The organism is Agrococcus versicolor, assembly GCF_039531815.1.
Classification (GTDB): domain Bacteria; phylum Actinomycetota; class Actinomycetes; order Actinomycetales; family Microbacteriaceae; genus Agrococcus; species Agrococcus versicolor.
Genome location: NZ_BAAAQT010000005.1, coordinates 134794 through 151774 on the forward strand (window position 1 = coordinate 134794; position 16981 = coordinate 151774).

General features: G+C 75.0%; 16 protein-coding genes and 1 tRNA gene. 13 read left to right on the forward strand and 4 right to left on the reverse strand.

Annotated features, from left to right (window positions below; all coding sequences use genetic code 11):
* The first annotated feature begins 151 nt into the window (after nucleotides 1-151).
* Nucleotides 152-880, forward strand: a complete 729-nt coding sequence (locus ABD249_RS03360; protein WP_344342511.1) for a polyprenol monophosphomannose synthase — start codon at nucleotides 152-154, stop codon at nucleotides 878-880.
* Here ABD249_RS03360 and ABD249_RS03365 read toward each other — a convergent pair.
* Nucleotides 855-2030: an acyl-CoA dehydrogenase family protein gene (locus ABD249_RS03365; RefSeq protein WP_344340292.1), complete on the reverse strand. Its 1176-nt coding sequence runs from the start codon at nucleotides 2028-2030 to the stop codon at nucleotides 855-857. The genes ABD249_RS03360 and ABD249_RS03365 overlap by 26 nt on opposite strands.
* A gap of 111 nt (nucleotides 2031-2141) precedes the next feature.
* Between ABD249_RS03365 and ABD249_RS03370 the strand changes: the two genes are divergently transcribed.
* The 5 genes from ABD249_RS03370 to ABD249_RS03390 all read left to right on the forward strand — a co-directional run bounded on the left by ABD249_RS03370 (nucleotide 2142) and on the right by ABD249_RS03390 (nucleotide 9426).
* Nucleotides 2142-3515 (forward strand): hypothetical protein, encoded by a 1374-nt coding sequence (locus ABD249_RS03370; RefSeq protein WP_344340294.1) that lies wholly within the window; start codon nucleotides 2142-2144, stop codon nucleotides 3513-3515.
* 26 nt (nucleotides 3516-3541) lie between these two features.
* A complete protein-coding gene (gene manA / locus ABD249_RS03375; RefSeq protein ID WP_344340297.1) occupies nucleotides 3542-4675 on the forward strand; it encodes a mannose-6-phosphate isomerase, class I in 1134 nt (377 codons plus the stop codon).
* Between the two features lie 128 nt (nucleotides 4676-4803).
* Nucleotides 4804-5139, forward strand: coding sequence for a WhiB family transcriptional regulator (locus ABD249_RS03380; RefSeq protein WP_344340299.1), 336 nt, complete (start codon nucleotides 4804-4806; stop codon nucleotides 5137-5139).
* A 64-nt stretch (nucleotides 5140-5203) separates the two neighbouring features.
* Complete coding sequence (locus tag ABD249_RS03385) at nucleotides 5204-7948, forward strand: glycosyltransferase (RefSeq protein ID WP_344340302.1); 2745 nt, start codon at nucleotides 5204-5206, stop codon at nucleotides 7946-7948.
* Nucleotides 7945-9426 carry a DUF5719 family protein gene (locus ABD249_RS03390; protein ID WP_344340305.1) on the forward strand — a complete coding sequence of 494 codons (1482 nt, stop codon included), beginning with the start codon at nucleotides 7945-7947 and terminating at the stop codon, nucleotides 9424-9426. The genes ABD249_RS03385 and ABD249_RS03390 overlap by 4 nt, the downstream gene beginning before the upstream one ends.
* A gap of 44 nt (nucleotides 9427-9470) precedes the next feature.
* On the opposite strand, the gene ABD249_RS03395 is transcribed toward ABD249_RS03390, so the two are convergent.
* The gene (locus tag ABD249_RS03395; protein WP_344340307.1) at nucleotides 9471-9887 is read right to left on the reverse strand and encodes a metallopeptidase family protein; all 417 of its coding nucleotides are present in this window, start codon (nucleotides 9885-9887) and stop codon (nucleotides 9471-9473) included.
* A gap of 29 nt (nucleotides 9888-9916) precedes the next feature.
* On the opposite strand from ABD249_RS03395, the gene ABD249_RS03400 reads away from it, so the two are divergent.
* The 3 genes from ABD249_RS03400 (at nucleotide 9917) to ahcY (ending at nucleotide 13113) form a co-directional block, all read left to right on the forward strand.
* Nucleotides 9917-10123: a DUF3499 family protein gene (locus tag ABD249_RS03400; RefSeq protein ID WP_344340309.1), complete on the forward strand. Its 207-nt coding sequence runs from the start codon at nucleotides 9917-9919 to the stop codon at nucleotides 10121-10123.
* Between the two features lie 46 nt (nucleotides 10124-10169).
* A complete protein-coding gene (locus tag ABD249_RS03405) occupies nucleotides 10170-11570 on the forward strand; it encodes a phosphomannomutase/phosphoglucomutase (protein ID WP_344340311.1) in 1401 nt (466 codons plus the stop codon).
* A gap of 82 nt (nucleotides 11571-11652) precedes the next feature.
* Complete coding sequence (ahcY, locus tag ABD249_RS03410) at nucleotides 11653-13113, forward strand: adenosylhomocysteinase (RefSeq protein WP_344340314.1); 1461 nt, start codon at nucleotides 11653-11655, stop codon at nucleotides 13111-13113.
* Nucleotides 13114-13146: 33 nt separating this feature from the next.
* On the opposite strand, the gene ABD249_RS03415 is transcribed toward ahcY, so the two are convergent.
* Nucleotides 13147-13782, reverse strand: coding sequence for a hypothetical protein (locus tag ABD249_RS03415; RefSeq protein WP_344340316.1), 636 nt, complete (start codon nucleotides 13780-13782; stop codon nucleotides 13147-13149).
* Nucleotides 13779-14285 (reverse strand): MarR family winged helix-turn-helix transcriptional regulator, encoded by a 507-nt coding sequence (locus ABD249_RS03420; protein ID WP_344340319.1) that lies wholly within the window; start codon nucleotides 14283-14285, stop codon nucleotides 13779-13781. The genes ABD249_RS03415 and ABD249_RS03420 overlap by 4 nt, the downstream gene beginning before the upstream one ends.
* Before the next feature lie 126 nt (nucleotides 14286-14411).
* Between ABD249_RS03420 and ABD249_RS03425 the strand changes: the two genes are divergently transcribed.
* From ABD249_RS03425 to ABD249_RS03440, 4 genes are all read left to right on the forward strand, one after another.
* On the forward strand, nucleotides 14412-15437 hold the full coding sequence (locus ABD249_RS03425) for a TerC family protein (RefSeq protein ID WP_344340321.1): 1026 nt from the start codon (nucleotides 14412-14414) through the stop codon (nucleotides 15435-15437).
* Nucleotides 15438-15498: 61 nt separating this feature from the next.
* Nucleotides 15499-15570, forward strand: a tRNA-Gln gene (locus ABD249_RS03430).
* 22 nt (nucleotides 15571-15592) lie between these two features.
* Entirely contained in the window at nucleotides 15593-16381 is a 789-nt protein-coding gene (locus ABD249_RS03435) for an alpha/beta fold hydrolase (protein ID WP_344340322.1), read from the forward strand.
* On the forward strand, nucleotides 16378-16893 hold the full coding sequence (locus ABD249_RS03440) for a hypothetical protein (RefSeq protein ID WP_344340323.1): 516 nt from the start codon (nucleotides 16378-16380) through the stop codon (nucleotides 16891-16893). The genes ABD249_RS03435 and ABD249_RS03440 overlap by 4 nt, the downstream gene beginning before the upstream one ends.
* Nucleotides 16894-16981: the final 88 nt, after the last annotated feature.

The window sequence follows — 16981 nt, forward strand, 5'->3', positions numbered from 1 at the left end:
CCGTCCATCGTCCCACGCACGCGGGATGCCATCCGGCAGGCGCTCCCGGAGCGAACCCCCAGGAGTCGACGGGCGTCCACCGGGCGTTCGCACCCGTGTGCCATGATCGGGCCGACCCCCACGAACCGAGGAGATCCGCGTGCCGCGCACGATGGTGCTCGTCCCCACGTACGACGAGCGCGAGTCCCTTCCCGTGACCCTCGGGAGGCTGCTCGCGGCCGTGCCGGACGCCGACGTGCTCGTGATCGACGACGGCAGCCCCGACGGCACCGGCGCGCTCGCCGACGCGATGGCCGAGGGCGATCCGCGCATCTCGGTGCTGCACCGCGCCGAGAAGCGCGGCCTCGGCGCCGCGTACGTCGCAGGGTTCCACGAGGCGCTCGCACGCGGCTACGACGTCGTCGTCGAGATGGACGCCGACGGCTCGCACCCGCCCGAGCGCCTGCCCGCGATGCTCGCGAGCGTCGCGGCCGGCGCCGACCTCGCGATCGGCTCGCGCTGGATCCCCGGCGGCAGCGTCGTCGACTGGCCCATGCACCGCCAGGCGCTCTCGCGCGGCGCGAACGCCTACGCGCGGCTGCTGCTCGGCATCGACGTCCACGACATGACCGCGGGCTTCCGCGCGTACCGCGCGTCGCTCGTCCGTGCGATCGACCTCGAGGCGATCGACTCGCGCGGCTACGCCTTCCAGATCGAGATGACGATCGCGGCCGCCGACGCCGGTGCCCGCATCGACGAGGTGCCCATCGCCTTCGCCGAGCGCGCGGCGGGCGTGTCGAAGATGTCGAGCGCCATCGTCGTGGAGGCGCTCGTCAAGGTCACGGGCTGGGGCGTCGGCCGTCGCGCCGGCGCGCTCAGGCGAAGGCAGCCCGTCCGGTGATCGCACGCCCCACGATGAGCTGGTTCATCTGGAACGTGCCCTCGTACGAGTAGAGCGCCTCGGCGTCGGCGAAGAAGCGCGCGACGTCGTGGTCGGTGACGATGCCGTTGCCGCCGCACACCTCGCGGCACCAGGCGACGACCTCGCGCATCCGCGCGGTCGTGTACGCCTTGGCGAGCGCCGAGTGCGCGTCGTCCTGGCGGTCCTCGTCCTGCATGCGCGAGACCTGCACGCACAGCGCGATGCACGCCGTGATGGCGCCGAGCGACTTCGCGAGCAGGTCCTGCACGAGCTGGTGGCCCGCGATGGGCTGGCCGAACTGCTCGCGCTCGCCCGTGTAGCGGACGGCGGCCTCGTACGCGCCGGCCATGACGCCGACGGCGGCCCAGGCGACCTCGGCGCGCGTGAGGCGCAGGACGCGGGCGGTGTCGCGGAAGGACTCGGCGCGCTGCAGGCGCAGCGACTCGGGCACGCGCACGCCCTCGAGCACGATGTCGGCGTTCTGCACCATGCGCAGCGCGATCTTGCGCTCGATCTTCGTCCGCGTGAGACCGGGGGAGGTCGTCGGCACGATGAAGCCCTTCACCTGGCCGTCGGCGACGTCCTTCGCCCAGATGATGACGATGTCGGCGAACGTGGCGTTGCCGATCCAGCGCTTCGCGCCGTCGAGCACCCACTCGTCGCCCTCGCGCCGCGCCGTCGTGCGCAGGCCGCGGGCGGCGTCGCTGCCCGAGAGCGGCTCGGTGAGGCCGAAGGCGCCGAGCACCTCGGCGGAGGCGAGGCGCGGCAGCCACTCGGCGCGCTGCTCGGGGGAGCCGCACGCGCCGATCGAGCCGGCCGCGAGGCCGTTCTGCACGCCGACGAAGGTCGAGAGGGACGCGTCGACGCGCGCCATCTCGAGGGCCGCCCAGCCGCGGTACACCGCGGAGCCGGGGAACGTCTGCGTCTCCTCCCACGAGTGGCCGAGCACGCCGGTGGCCGCGATGGGCGCGATGACGTCCATGGGGAACTCGTCGCGGTGCCAGTGCTCGTCGACGATGGCCCGCATCGGCTCCATGACCGCGCGCAGCCGCGCGAGCGCGTCCTGCTCCTCGGCGGTGAGCTGCGACTCCATGCCGTAGAAGTCGCTCGGCAGCTGGCTGAGGGTCATGGTGCTCCTTCGCTCCACAGGGGATCTCCTGCAGCCTAGGTCGCGCAGGTCGGCGACATCGGATCGCCTGTAGCGTCGGGCAGACCGGGCGTCGACGAAGGGCGAGGACCTTTGGAGCCAACCACCAACGATCGCGCTGCGCGGTCGTGGAACCCCGACGGCCTCGCGATGGTCGGGGTCGTCGTCGCGACGCTCGTCTTCTGGCTCTGGCGCGTGCCCGCAGCGCAGCGCGGCGTCGTCTACGCCGAGGACGGCGAGGTCTTCCTCCTGCAGTGGACGTGGATGCAGCCGGGGCGCGCCCTGCTCGAGCCCTACGCCGGCTACCAGCACCTCGTGCCGCGCATCCTCTCGGGACTCGCGGACGGGCTGCTGCCGCTCGAGCGCTACGGGCTCGCCGTGCACGTCGCGAGCGTGCTCGTGCTCGCCGCGATCGCGGCCGCGACCGTCGTGCTCGCGCGCGACGTCGTCGCATCCCTCCTCGCGCGCGTCGCCCTCGCGCTCGTGCCCGTCGTGCTGCCCCTCGCGGGCGCCGAGGTGCTCGGCAACCTCGCGAACCTGCACACCTACTGCCTGTGGCTCGCGCTGTGGCTGCTGCTGTGGCGGCCCCGCGCATGGTGGTCGGCCGCGTTCGCCGCCGTCGCGATGCTGCTCGCGACCATGACCGAGGTGCAGACGGTGCTGCTCCTGCCCCTCGCCGCGCTCCGCCTCGCGTGGATGCGCGAGCGCATGGTGCCGATCGTCGCGGCGTTCCTCGTGGGCGTCGCCGGGCAGGCGACGTCGTGGGTGCTCGCTCCCCGCGCGAGCCCGGAGGACGCGGGGATCGACGTCGCGGACGTCGTCGTCGGGTGGCTCGTCACCGCGGTGCGGCCCATCCTGCTGCCCTCGGACGCCGCGGCGCTCGCGACGCTGCGCGACGTCGGTCCGGCGCCGTTCCTGCTCGTGCTGCTGCCGTTCGCCGCCGCCGTCGCCGTCGTCCTCGCATGGGGCGACGCGCGGCAGCGCGTCGCGTCGGTCGCGACGTGCCTGCTGTCGGCGTGCCTGTTCGGCGGATCGGTGCTCGCGACGCCCTTCTCGGGCTTCGACTGGGCGCTGCGCGAGGGCGACGAGTGGGGCACGGTCATGCTCAACCTCCGCTACGGCGCTGCCGCGGGCATGTGGGTCGCCGCCCAGGTGCCGCTCGCCGTCGGCGTGCTGCTCGACCGGCTCGCACGTGGCGAGCATCCGTCCGCGCCGCCGATGCGCGCGGCTCGCGTCGCCGTCGGCGCCGTCGCGGTCGCGCTCGTCGCGACGATGGCCGTCATCGCCCCGCAGTCCGGGTCGGTGCGCGATGGTGGCGCCGGGTGGCTCACGGAGGTCGACGAGGGCGCCCTCGCATGCGAGGCGGGCGCGGAGACGGTCGACCTCGCCATCGTCCCGTCGGGACGGCTCGTGACGATGGCGTGCGACGAGCTGCTCGAGCGCGCGGTGCCCGGCCCCGGCGCCTGAGCGGGCCCGCCGGTAGGGTCGCCAGGATGGGACCTTCGACCGTGACCCTCGTGCGCATCGCCAACGTCGTGCGCGACTACGCATGGGGCAGCACCTCGCTCGTGGCGGGCTACCTCGGCACCGAGCCCTCGGGCGGGCCGGAGGCCGAGCTGTGGCTCGGCGCGCATCCGGCGTCGCCTGCGCGGCTCGACGACGGGACGCCGCTCGACGCGGCGCTCGAGGCGGCCGGGGCCGAGCAGCCGGGCATCCTCCTCAAGGTGCTCGCCGCCGCGCATGCGCTGTCCCTGCAGGTGCATCCGTCGACGGCGCAGGCGCAGGCGGGCTTCGCGGCCGAGGAGACCGCGGGCGTGCCGCGCGACGCCGCCCACCGGTCGTTCAAGGATGCGCGGTCGAAGCCCGAGCTCATCGTCGCCGTCACGCCCTTCGAGGCGCTCTCGGGCTTCCAGCCCACGACGCGCACGCTCGCGGTGCTGGACGCCCTCGCCGCGATCGACGCCCGCGTCGCGCCGTACGCGGACCGCGTGCGCGCCTCGACGCGCGAGACGCTCGCCTGGCTCCTCGCCGGCGGCGAGGACGTCGACGCGGTCGTCGCGGGCGTCGTCGCGGCCGCGCCGTCGCTGCCGGCCGCGCACGCCGCGGCCGCCGACACCGTCGCGCGCCTCCACGCCGACTACCCCGGGGACGCGGGCATCGCGACGTCCCTCATGCTCCACCGCGTCTCGCTCGCGCCGGGCGAGAGCGTCTTCCTGCCGGCCGGCAACCTCCACGCCTACCTCTCCGGGCTCGGGATCGAGCTCATGGAGGCGAGCGACAACGTGCTGCGCGGCGGCCTCACGCCCAAGCACGTCGACCGCGACGCGCTCCTCGACGTCGTCGACGTCACGCCCGTCGACGACCCGCGGCTGCCGCCGACCGCGCTGCCGGGGGCCGTCGCCTATCGACCCGACGCGCCGTTCGAGCTGCGGCACGTCTCGGGCGACCACGACGCGGGCGCCGCGGCGTGCGCGATCGTGCTCGCGGCGTCGCCGACGATCGTCGAGGTCGCGGGGGAGCGGCTGGTGCTCGAGCGGGGGGAGGCGGCCTTCGCCGCCACGCCCGGGATGCTCCGCGTCGAGGCGTCGGATGCGTGGGTCGCGATCGAGCGGTTCGACACGCCGTGAGCGTGGCATCCCTGCACCGTCGGTGGAGGGTTGTAGGGTCCGCGACTTGACGCGAGCGAATCACACCGGTGTAATTGTCCCCAACGCGCCGCAGGCCGAGCGGCGTCCGCAGGGAACAGGAGCATCGCATGCGCGACTCGAACCGCCGCAGCGTTCCCGAGGACTGGTTCGTCGATCCGGTCCAGCTCGGCGTCCCCGGCTCCCCGCTCCGCCGCACCGCACCCCTCGAGGACGAGGAGCAGACGGGCCAGCTCTCCTGGCAGGTCGATGCGCTCTGCGCCCAGACCGATCCCGAGGCGTTCTTCCCCGAGAAGGGCGGCTCGACGCGCGACGCCAAGCGCATCTGCGAGGGCTGCGACGTCCGCGCCCAGTGCCTCGACTACGCGCTGCAGAACGACGAGCGCTTCGGCATCTGGGGTGGGCTCTCCGAGCGCGAGCGCCGCAGGCTCCGCCGCTCCGCCTGACGGACTTCGCGCCGCACCGGCGCCCTTGCCGCGGCGGAGCGTCCGCGGTGCCTAGCCTTGCCGGGTGCGTCAGCGTGTCCTCGTCGTGCTCGCCGTCAGGAACGGCGCCGACTACCTCCCCCGGACGCTCGAGGCGATCGCGGCGCAGTCCGTGACGCCCGAGCGCGTCGTCGCCGTCGACGCGCGCAGCACCGACGCCTCCCGTGCGCACGTCGCGACCGCGGGCGTCCGCCTCGTCGACGCGCCGCCGACGGCCGCGTACGGCGACGCGATCCGCGTCGGGGTCGACGCCCTCCCGGCGCGCGAGGAGGACGAGTGGCTCTGGCTGCTCGCGCACGACGCCCTCCCGCATCCCGGTGCGCTCGAGGCGATGCTCGGCACCGCCGAGACGAGCCCGTCCGTCGCGGTCGTCGGGCCGAAGGTCATGCGCGCGGCCGAGCCCGACACGTTCGCGGAGTACGGCGAGACCCTCACGCCCTTCGGGCGGAGCGTGCGCCTGCACGACGGCGAGCTCGACCAGGGGCAGCACGACGGCGACTCCGACGCCCTCGGCGTCGCGGAGTCGGGCGTGCTCGTGCGCCGCGACGTCTTCGAGGCGCTCGGCGGGTTCGACCCGGCGCTCCCGAGCGTCGACGCGGGCCTCGACCTCGGGGTGCGCGCGCGCCTCGCGGGGCATCGCGTCGCGCTGCAGCCCGCCGCGCGCGTCCGCCGCGCCGGCGGCCCCGAGCACTTCCGGCTGCGTCGCGTCTCGGATGCGCGCCGCACGCGCATCGTGCGCGCCGCGCAGCTGCACCGCCGGCTCGCCTACGCACCCGTGCTCGCCGTGCCGTTCCACTGGCTCGCGCTCCTGCCCCTCGCGCTCGTGCGCTCCGTCGCCCACGTGCTCGCGAAGCGCCCCGGCAGCATCCCCGCCGAGTGGGCGGCGGCCGCCGCGGCCGCCGTGCGCATCGGACGCGTCGTGCGCGCCCGCTCCCGCATCCGACGCACGCGGGTCGCGGCGTGGCGCGACCTGCGCGGCCTGCGCGTCACGTGGCGCGCGCTGCGCGAGCACCGGCAGCGCGTCGGCGACGACGTCGACCAGAACGCACGGGTCGCCGACGAGCGCGTCGGCTTCGTCGAGGGCGCCGCGCTGTGGGTCGCCGCGCTCGCGGTCGTCGTCGGCGTGCTCGTCCTCGCGCCCCTCGTGGGCGCCGGCGCGCTCACCGGCGGCGCCCTCCTGCCGCTCGACGGCTCGGTCGCCGGGCTCTGGGCGGACGCGACGTGGGGCGTCCGCGACGGCGTCGGCGACGTCGTCGGGCCCGCGGACGGCTTCGCGCTGCTCGTCGCGGCGCTCGGGTCGATCGTGCCGTGGGCGCCCTCGGCCGCCGTCATCGTGCTGCTGCTCGCCTCCGCGCCGCTGTCGGCCGTCACCGCCTGGGCCTTCGTGCGCTCCATCACGACCAGCAGGTGGATGCCGACGGTCGGCGCCGCCGTGTGGGCCTTCGCGCCCACGCTGCTGCTGTCGGTGCACGAGGGCAGGCTCGGCGCGATCGTCGCCCACGTGCTCCTGCCCGTCGCCGCCGGCTGCGCGCTCGGGGCGGCGCGATCGTGGCGCGCGACGGGCGGCGCGGCGCTCGCGATCGCCGGCATCGTCGCGTGCGCGCCGTCGCTCCTGCCCGCCGTGCTCGTCTGCTGGCTCGCCGTCGCCGCGCGCGACTGGCGGTCGCCGCGCGTGCTGCTCGCCGTCGTGCCCGCGCTCCTGCTCGTCGGCCCCACGGTCGCATGGCAGTGGATCGCGGGCTCGCCGCTCGCAGCGCTCGCCGATCCGGGCGCCGCGCTCGCCAGCGAGCCCGCCACGCCCCTGCAGCTGCTCCTCGGCATGCCGGAGGCGGACCTCGGCGGCGTCGGCCTCGTCGCCGGCGCCCTCGCGCTCGACGCGCGATGGATCGCCGCCGTGCTCGCGGCGCCCCTGCTCGCGATGGCCGTCGCCGCGCCCTTCCTGCGGCTGCGCGCGCTCGTGCCGATCGGCGTCGCGGTGCTCGGCCTCGCGACGGCCGTCGCGCAGACGCACGTCGCGGTCGCGGCCGACGGCACCGAGACCGTGACGCTGTGGGCGGGCAGCGGCGTGAGCCTCCTGCTGCTCGGGCTGCTCGCCGCCGCGACGCGGACCGCGTCGGTGCTCGACCTGCGCTCGGGCGTGCCCGTGTCGCTCGTCGCGCTCGCCGCCGCGCTCGGCGCCGCCCCCGTCGTGGTCCTCGGCGTCCTGACGCCCGCGCTCGAGCCCGCCCCCGAGCGTGCCCTGCCGGCCTTCGTCGTCGCGGACGCCGCCTCCGAGCCCGGCGTCGGCACGCTCGTCGTGACGCCGCTCGACGACGGCGCGATCGCCGTGCGCATCGAGCGCGGTGCGGGTGGCACGCTCACCGACGCGTCGACGCTCGTGTCGACCTCCGCCGTCGGCCCCGGCGCCGCCGAGCTCGCGACGGTCGCGGGCGACCTCGTCGCCGGTGGCGGCGACGTCGAGGCGGCCCTCGACGGCTGGTCGGTGCGCTACGTGCTGCTCGCCGACGGCGACGCGACGCTCGGGGACGTCGCCGAGGCGAGCCTCGCCGAGCGCGCCGGCCTCGACGAGATCGGCGACACCGCGTTCGGCATGCTGTGGCAGCGCGACGTCGCGGCGGCGCAGCCCGAGCCCGTCGCGCCGACGGCGTGGGTGCTGCTCGCCGCGCAGCTGCTCGCCGTCGCCGTCGCGATCGTGCTCGCGCTGCCGTCGGCACGCCGCGGCGCGCGCACGCGCTCGCGCCGCGCGAAAACCATGAAGGACTGGGGATGAGCGACGAGCGCACGGGACCCGAGGAGCACGAGCAGGAGCCCGTGCCCGAGCAGGAGGTCGCGCCCGAGCAGGAGGTCGACCTCGCGACCGACGTCACCGCGACCGACCGCGAGGCCGCGGCGATCGAGGCCGCCGAGCGCGCGCGTGCCATGCAGCCGCGCACCGTGGGCCTATGGGGCGTGCGGGCCGCAGGCGGGCTCGCGACGATCGCCGTCGGCGTGCTCGCGGTGCTCGCCGGCTCGACGCTGCCGGCCGTCTCGGCCGACGTGCGCATGGCCTCCGTCGTGCCCGAGGCGCCTGCCGAGGCGCGCGTGTGCGCCGGTCCGCTGCTCGGCATCGGCGACGCGAGCGGCGACGCGGGCGCCGTGTCCGTGCTGGCGTCACCGGCCGTCGAGGCCTCGGCCGACGAGCAGGCCGACATCGTGGTGGACGGGGTCGACGGCGGCGCCGCCGTGCTGCGCGGTCCCGAGGTGGCGGGCGCCCAGTCGCTGAGCGTCGCGACCGACGCCGCCGCCGGCACCGCGACGAGCGAGTGCGGCGAGCCGTCGACGTCGCAGTGGCTCGTCGGCGGTGCGACGACCACCGGCCGTGCGACCGTCCTGACGATCGCGAACGCCGGCACGGCGCCGACGTCGGTCGACGTCACGATCCACGGCCCCGAGGGGCGGATCGAGGCGGTCGGCAGCACGGGCATCGCCATCGCGGGCGGCACGGTGTCGGTCATCGACCTCGCCGCGCTCGCCCCGGGCCTCGCGGCGCCCGTCGTCCACGTCGTCTCGTCGGGCGGGCCCGTCTCGGCGCACCTGCAGCACACCGTCGTCCGCACGCTCGTGCCCGGCGGCGTCGACGTCGTCGATCCCGTGCAGGCGGCGACGTCGCTCGCGATCCCCGGCGTCGTCGTGCAGGAGGCGACGGGCGTGCAGACGCAGGAGGGCTTCGCCGACGCCGTGCCCGCGCTGCGCGTGCTCTCGGGCACGACGACGCAGGCGACCATCACGACGATCGCCGACGGCGACGAGCCGATCGACGCGACCCTCGACCTCGTGGGCGGGCAGGTGCAGGAGATCGACCTGTCGGCGCTCGCGCCCGGCACCTACGCCTTCCGCATCGAGGCCGACGTGCCGATCGTCGCGGGCGCCCGCCAGGTGCGCATCGACGGGGCCGCGGTCGACCTCGACTGGGTCGCCGCGGCGTCGCAGCCCATCGACGGCTCGGCGACGGTCGCGATCGCGGCCGGGCAGAGCCCCGTCCTCCACGTGCTCAACGTCGGCGACGCGGCCACGACCGTCGTCGTCGCGGGGCAGGAGGTCGAGCTCGCGCCGAACGGCCTGCGCTCGCTGCCCGTGCAGGCGGGCGTCACGAGCATCGAGGGCTCCGGCGTCGTCGCGGCCGTCACGTCCTCCGGGTCGGACGGCATCGCCGGCCACGGGCTCACGCCCCGGGTCGCGGCGCGCGACGGCATCGACGTCGTGCTCTGACCGGCTCCCGCGCCCGGACGGGCGGCGATGGGCGGCCGCGCGCCTCAGTGGTGCCGGTAGCGGTCGGGCGCCACCTCCCACGGCTCGCGCCCGATGAGCTCGGCCGCGGCGCGGAACACGCACGACTCGATCGCGATGCGCCGGTGCCAGTCGTCGTCGACGTGCAGGTGCACGAGCCGCTGGATCGGCAGCCGGAAGACCGTGATGGTGCGCTGCTGGTGGTCGACGGCCCACTGCGGCACCTCGCGCGCCGCCGGCGCCGACTCGGACGGCGGCATGTCCGCCCAGCGGAAGCCCACGCCCGCGAGGTCGTCGGGCCACAGGCCCATGAGGTACTCGGCGGCGTCGGCCAGCGCATCCTCGAACCGCGTCTGCCGCGACTCGAGCAGCGGCAGCACCGGCCCGGCCAGGGACGACCGCGGGCCGCGGTCGTGGCGTCGTCGGGCCTGTGCACGGGGCATGCCTCGATCCTACGAGTAGCGTGGGCCGGATGGACGGCAGGCTGTGCTCGCGACCGACGTGCCGCAACTACGCCGACCGCACCCTCACCTACGACTACGACGACCGGATGATGGCGATCGGCCCGCTCCTCGACGCTCGGCAGGAGGGCGGCTACGACCTGTGCGACGTGCACGCGAGCCGCATCCAGCCGCCCGCGGGGTGGACGATCGTGCAGCATCGCGCCGACGCCACGTGACGGCGCTCGACGACCGCCCCCACCGCAGTCCCAGGAAGGCACGACCATGACCGACGCCGACGCCCTCCACGCCGTCGTGAAGGCCTACGACGTGCGCGGCCTCGTCGACGGGCAGCTCACGCCCGCCGTCGTCCGCGCGCTCGCCGCCGCGTTCGCCGACGAGGTCGGCATCGCGCAGCCCATCGTCGTCGGGTTCGACATGCGCCCGTCGTCGCCCGGGCTCGCCGAGGCCGCCGCCGAGGGCATCCGCACCCGTGGCGGCGACGTGCTGCGGATCGGGCTGTGCTCGACCGACGAGTCGTACTTCGCCTCCGGGAGCCTCGCGGCGCCCGCGATCATGTTCACCGCCTCCCACAACCCCGCCGCCTACAACGGCATGAAGCTCGCGCGCGCCGGCGCCCAGTCGATGAGCCTCGACACGGGCCTCTCCGCCGTCCGCGATCGCGCCGCGACCTTCCTCGAGACGGGCATCCCGGAGGCGGCGACGCGCGGCACGCTCGTGGAGCGCGACGTGCTCGCCGACTACGCCTCGCACCTGCGCTCCCTCGTCGACCTCTCGGGCATCCGTCCGCTGCGCGTCGTCGTCGACGCAGCGAACGGCATGGGAGGCCTCACGGTGCCCGCGGTGCTCGGCACCGAGGCCGGGCTCGCGGCGCTGCCGCTCGAGATCGTGCCGATGTACTTCGAGCTCGACGGCACGTTCCCGAACCACGAGGCCAACCCGCTCGAGCCGGCGAACCTCGTCGACCTGCAGGCGGCGGTCGTGCAGCACGACGCCGACCTCGGGCTCGCGTTCGACGGCGACGCCGATCGCTGCTTCGTCGTCGACGAGCACGGCGCGGCCGTGTCGCCGTCCGCGATCTCCGCGATCGTCGCGCTGCGCGAGGTGCGCCGCGTGCAGGCGGCGGGGGAGACCGACGTCGTCGTGCTGCACAACCTCATCTCCTCGCGCGTCGTGCCCGAGACGATCGTCGCGGCCGGCGCGACGCCCGTGCGCACGCGCGTGGGCCATTCGCTCATCAAGGCCGAGATGGCGCGCACGAACGCGGTCTTCGGCGGCGAGCACAGCGCCCACTACTACTTCCGCGACTTCTACGGCGCCGACAACGGCATGCTCGCGGCGATGCACGTGCTCGCGCAGCTCGGCGGCTCGGCCGAGACGATGTCGGCGCTCGCGGGCCGCTTCAGCCCGTACGCGGCCTCGGGCGAGATCAACTCCACCGTGCACGACGTGCCGGCGGCGTACGCGCGCATCGTCGATGCCTTCGGGCGCGACGGCGAGCTCGACGAGCTCGACGGCCTGTGCATCACGGCGCACGACCGGTCGTGGTGGATCTCGGTGCGGCCGTCGAACACCGAGCCGCTCCTGCGCCTCAACGTCGAGGCCGAGGACGTCGGCACCATGGAGCGGATGCGCGACGCGGCGCTCGCCATCATCCGCGTCTGACGCCCGCGCGTCGCCCGCGGCCCCGTCGCGCCACGGGCGAACGCCGTCGACCCCGCCGCCCGCCGGGTGGGAGGATGGGGGCATGACCGTCGACGCAGCCCGCCGCCTCGACTTCGACGTGCGCGACCTCGCGCTCGCCGAGGCCGGACGCCACCAGATCCGCCTCGCCGAGCACGAGATGCCCGGCCTCATGGCGCTGCGCGAGCGCTACGCCGCCGAGCAGCCGCTCGCCGGCCAGCGCATCGCGGGCAGCCTGCACATGACCGTGCAGACGGCCGTGCTCGTCGAGACCCTCGTCGCGCTCGGCGCCGACGTGCGCTGGGCGTCGTGCAACATCTTCTCCACGCAGGACGAGGCCGCCGCCGCCGTCGTCGTCGGCCCTGCCGGCACGGTCGACGAGCCCGCGGGCGTGCCCGTGTTCGCCTGGAAGGGCGAGACGCTCGAGGAGTACTGGGCCTGCACGCAGCAGATCTTCGCCTTCGGCGGCGAGCACGGCGCCGAGGGCCCCACGCTCATCCTCGACGACGGCGGCGACGCCACGCTGCTCGTGCACCGCGGCCGCGCGCTCGAGCAGGAGGGGCGCCTGCCCGTCACGCCCGACGACGCGAGCGAGGAGGAGCGCGTCGTCGACGGCGTGCTCACGGCATCCATCACCCGCGACGGCTCGTACTGGACGCGCATCGCCGAGGGCCTGCTCGGCGTCACCGAGGAGACGACGACGGGCGTGCATCGCCTGTACGAGCTCGCCCGCGAGGGCAGGCTGCTCTTCCCGGCGATCAACGTCAACGACGCCGTGACGAAGTCGAAGTTCGACAACCGCTACGGCATCCGCCACTCGCTCACCGACGGCCTCAACCGCGCGACCGACGTGCTCATCGGCGGCAAGGTCGCGTTCGTCGTCGGCTACGGCGACGTCGGCAAGGGATCGGCGGAGTCGCTGCGCGGCCAGGGCGCGCGCGTCATCGTCTCCGAGGTCGACCCGATCTGCGCGCTGCAGGCCGCGATGGACGGCTACCAGGTCGGGCGCGTCGAGGACCACCTCGGCGAGGTCGACATCTGGGTGACGACGACCGGCAACGAGCACGTCATCACGACCGACCACATGCTCGCGATGAAGCACCTCGCGATCGTCGCGAACGTCGGCCACTTCGACAACGAGATCGACGTCGCGGGCCTCGCCGCCACGGGTGCCGAGCGCGTCGAGATCAAGCCGCAGGTGCACGAGTGGCGCCTGCCGACGGACCGCTCGATCCTCGTCCTGTCCGAGGGCCGTCTCATGAACCTCGGCAACGCCACGGGCCACCCGTCGTTCGTGATGTCGAACTCGTTCTCGAACCAGGTGCTCGCGCAGATCGAGCTCGCGCAGCGCGCCGCCGACTACGCGACCGACGTGCACGTGCTGCCGAAGGTGCTCGACGAGGAGGTCGCCCGCCTCCACCTCGACGCGCTCGGCGTGCGGCTGACGACGCTGAGCGACCGCCAGGCGCGCTACATCGGCGTGCCGGTCGAGGGTCCGTTCAAGCCGGACCACTACCGGTACTGAGCGGCCGCGGCCCGGTCGTCACGCGCGCCCTGGTCACCACCAGGGCCACAGCAGCGCAGGGCGTCCGAGCGCCGTGAGCAGGATGCCGATGCCCGCGAGCAGGGCGATGGTCGCCGCCGTCGCCGCGAGCACGACCGCGACCGAGCCGCCGGGGTGCCGCATGCCCCAGGGCGCGTCCGCGGGCATCAGGCCACGGTCGCGGGCCTCGCGCGCCGTGATCCACGTGCCGCCGATGCGCCGCCTCGCCTCGCGCAGGTCGTCGGGCGAGAGCCCCTGGCCGTCGACGCGCGCGAGGCGCTGCCCGTCGTCGCCGACGAGCAGCCAGTGCTCGACGTCCGCCCCCGTGCGCCAGCCCCGGTAGGTCATGCCGGCGGTGCGCTGCAGGATGCCGCCCGCGACGTCGGCGAGGAGCAGCGAGGCAGCGCCGTCGCGGCCGTGCCAGAGGCGCGCGTCGGGGCCGGGCGCGTCGACGACGAGCATGCGCCGCGGCAGCCTCCGCCACTGCCACGCGAGCAGCCCGATCGACGTGACGCCCAGCACCGCGCCCGCAGGGCCGACGAGGATGCCGACGCCGAGCACGACCATGCCGAACGTCGCGAGCACGGCGGCGAGGGTCGAGGCGAGCAGATGCCGCAGCGAGCCTCGCGCGACGAACGCCGAGCCCGTCACGAGCCGGGCGCCGGCCCGGGCTCGAGCCCCTCGCCCACGTCCCGCAGGAGTCGCGCGAGCCGCCGGCGATCGTCGTGGCCCATGCCGGCGAGCACGCGGTGCTCGGCATCGAGCAGGGCGTCGAGGGCGGAGTCGACGCGGTCGAGGCCGTCGTCGGTGAGGCGCACGCGCGTCGAGCGCCGGTCGGCGTCGTTCGCGCTGCGCTCGACGAGCCCGCGGGCGACGAGGCCGTCGATGCGGTTCGTCATCGTGCCGCTCGTCACCATGGTCTGCGCGATGAGCTCCTTGGGCGTGAGGGCGTCGTCGGCACGGCGCAGCGCCGCGAGCACGTCCCACTCCCACGCCTCGATGCCCGCATCCGCGAACGCCGCGGCCCGCACGCGCTGGAGCCTGCGCGCGAGGCGCGTCAGCCGCGAGAGCACCGCGAACGGTGCGACGTCGGCGTCGGGACGCACGCGCACCCACTGCGCGATGATCTCGTCGACCTCGTCGTGCGCTGGCATGCGACGAGTCTGGCAGGGCGTGCCCGGACGGATTCCTGGGAGTCGGCTGGGATCGCGGATATCAGCGGTCGGATGCCAGATTCGTCTCTCGGGGAGCGCGCGATGCGCGCGCGGAGGGGGAGCGCCATGGAGATCACGCCGCTGATCTGGATCGTCACGATCGCCGTCACGATCGGCTTCTTCGTGTTCGAGTTCTTCGCGCACGTGCGGAAGCCGCACGAGCCGTCGATCGGGGAGGCCGCGCGCTGGTCGGCGTTCTACATCGGCCTCGCGCTGCTGTTCGGCGTCGGCATCGGCGTCGTCTCCGGGTGGGACTTCGGCGGCGAGTACTTCGCGGGCTACCTCACCGAGAAGGCGCTGTCGGTCGACAACATCTTCGTCTTCCTCATCGTCATGACCGGGTTCGCGGTGCCCCGCGAGTACCAGCAGAAGGTGCTGCTCATCGGCATCGTCATCGCGCTCATCCTGCGCGGCGGGTTCATCGCCGTCGGCGCGGCGCTCATCGAGAACCTGTCGTGGATCTTCTACATCTTCGGCGCGCTGCTGCTCGTGCTCGCCTGGCGGCAGGCGTTCTCGTCGCACGAGTCCGACCCGACGGACTCCCGCGCCATGCGCCTCATCCGTCGCAGGCTCCCCGTCACCGACCAGTACCACGGCGACCGCCTCACCGTCGAGATCGACGGCACGCGCCACATCACGCCCATGCTGCTCACGATCGTCGCGATCGGCTTCGTCGACCTCATCTTCGCCGTCGACTCCATCCCCGCGATCTACGGGCTCACCGAGGAGGCCTACATCGTCTTCACGGCCAACGCCTTCGCGCTCATGGGCCTGCGCCAGCTGTACTTCCTCATCGGCGGGCTCCTCAAGCGCCTCGTGTTCCTCGCGCAGGGCCTCGCCGTCATCCTCGCCTTCATCGGCGTGAAGCTGATCCTGCACGCGCTGCACGTCAACGAGCTGCCGTTCGTCAACGGCGGGCAGCCGCTCGAGCAGGTGCCCGAGATCCCCATCTGGCTCTCGCTCGTGGTCATCGCGGCGACGATCGCGATCGCGACGATCGCGAGCCTCGTCGCCACGCGAGGCCAGCTGCCCGAGCCCGACGACCAGCCCCACGCCGGCGACCCCGGGATCGACGTCGGCGCCGACCGCTGACGCACGGACCCCGGGGCGCGGCGGTCGCGCCCGTGCGCGCCTCGTAGGCTGGAGGGCGCGATCCGCCATGGTGTAACGGCAGCACGCCGGCCTTTGGTGCCGTGCAGTCCAGGTTCGAATCCTGGTGGCGGAGCGCCCTCGGTACGCTCGCAGGCATGCGCATCGTGGGGGAGTCCGGACCGGTCGTGCTGCTGCTGCCGGGGGGCGCCGCAGGCATCGACGGGTTCTTCCCCGGTCTCGCGGAGGGGCTCGTCGCCGACCCCGGCTGCCGCGTGGTGCTGCACGATCGCCCCGGCGTCGGTGCGAGCGAGGTCGAGGGGTCGCTCGAGGACGCGGCGGACGCGCTGCACGACCTGCTCGCCGCGGAGGGCCTCGGCCCGGTGGTCGCGATCGGGCAGAGCCTCGGCGGGGCCGTCGCGCTGCTGCTCGCGGCCGCGCATCCGAGCGACGTGGCGGGCCTCGTGCTGCTCGACGCGACGCCCGTCGACGACCCCGCGCTCGGGGCGCTCGTGGAGACCCGCGCCGAGCAGACGGCGCGGCTCGCGCGCGTCCCGCTCGTCGCCCGCGCGCTCGGGGCGCTGCTGCGCGCATCCGGGAGGCGCTCCGCCCGCAGGCACGGCGTGTCGCCGGCGGCGCGCACCGAGCTCCTGCACCTCGGCGACACCGACATGGCGCGGCTCGCCCGTGCGGCGACGGGCATCGCAGCCGTCGCCGCGACGTTCGACGTCGCGCGCCTGCCGCGCGTGCCCGCCGCGGTCGTGACCGCCGACCGACGCGCGAGCGACCCCATCCGCGCCTCCCATCAGCGCATCGCCGACGCGCTCGGCGTGCCCCTGCGCTCGTGGCCCGGCGCCGAGCACGCCGTGCACCTCACGCACGAGCGCGAGGTGCTCGAGGCCAGCCGGGCGGTCGTGCGGCGCGTCGCGGAGGTGCAGGCGTCGTGAGCGAGGCCGTGGATGCCGTGCGCGCGGCGCTCGCGGATGCCGTGCGGCGCCTCGAGGCGGCCGGAGCCCGCGAGGAGGCGCTCGGCGAGGTCGTCATCCCGCGACGCATGCTCGGCATGGGCAAGCCGCCGCGCATCGAGCGCCGCGGCGCGGTGTGGCGCGTGGGCGCGCTGCTGCTCGATCGCGACGGGGGCGTGCACGCGACCGGCACGTCGACGCGCGTCGCCGATCCCGGCCGGCCGCAGGGGCTCACGGCATCGGTCGAGCTGCGCCGTGCCGAGCGGGTCGCCGCGATCGCCGGCGGCTTCGAGCTCGGCGAGGTCGTGAACCACGCCACGACGCCCATCGCGATCGACGAGTCGCTCGTCGACGCGCCTGCGGATGCCGTGCTCGCGATCCGCGGCGGCGTCGCCTGGGTGCGCTGGGGTCGCACGGCCGCCGAGCGCACGCGCCTCGACGCGTACCTCGCCGACCAGCTCGACCTGCTGCTGCGCCCGCGCCCGGGCGCCTGAGGAGGCGCCGCCGGCCTGCGCTCGCGACAGCCCGGTGCAGGCGCCCCCGTCCGGGGCGGTACGGTGGAATCCGCTCAGCCGAGGGAAG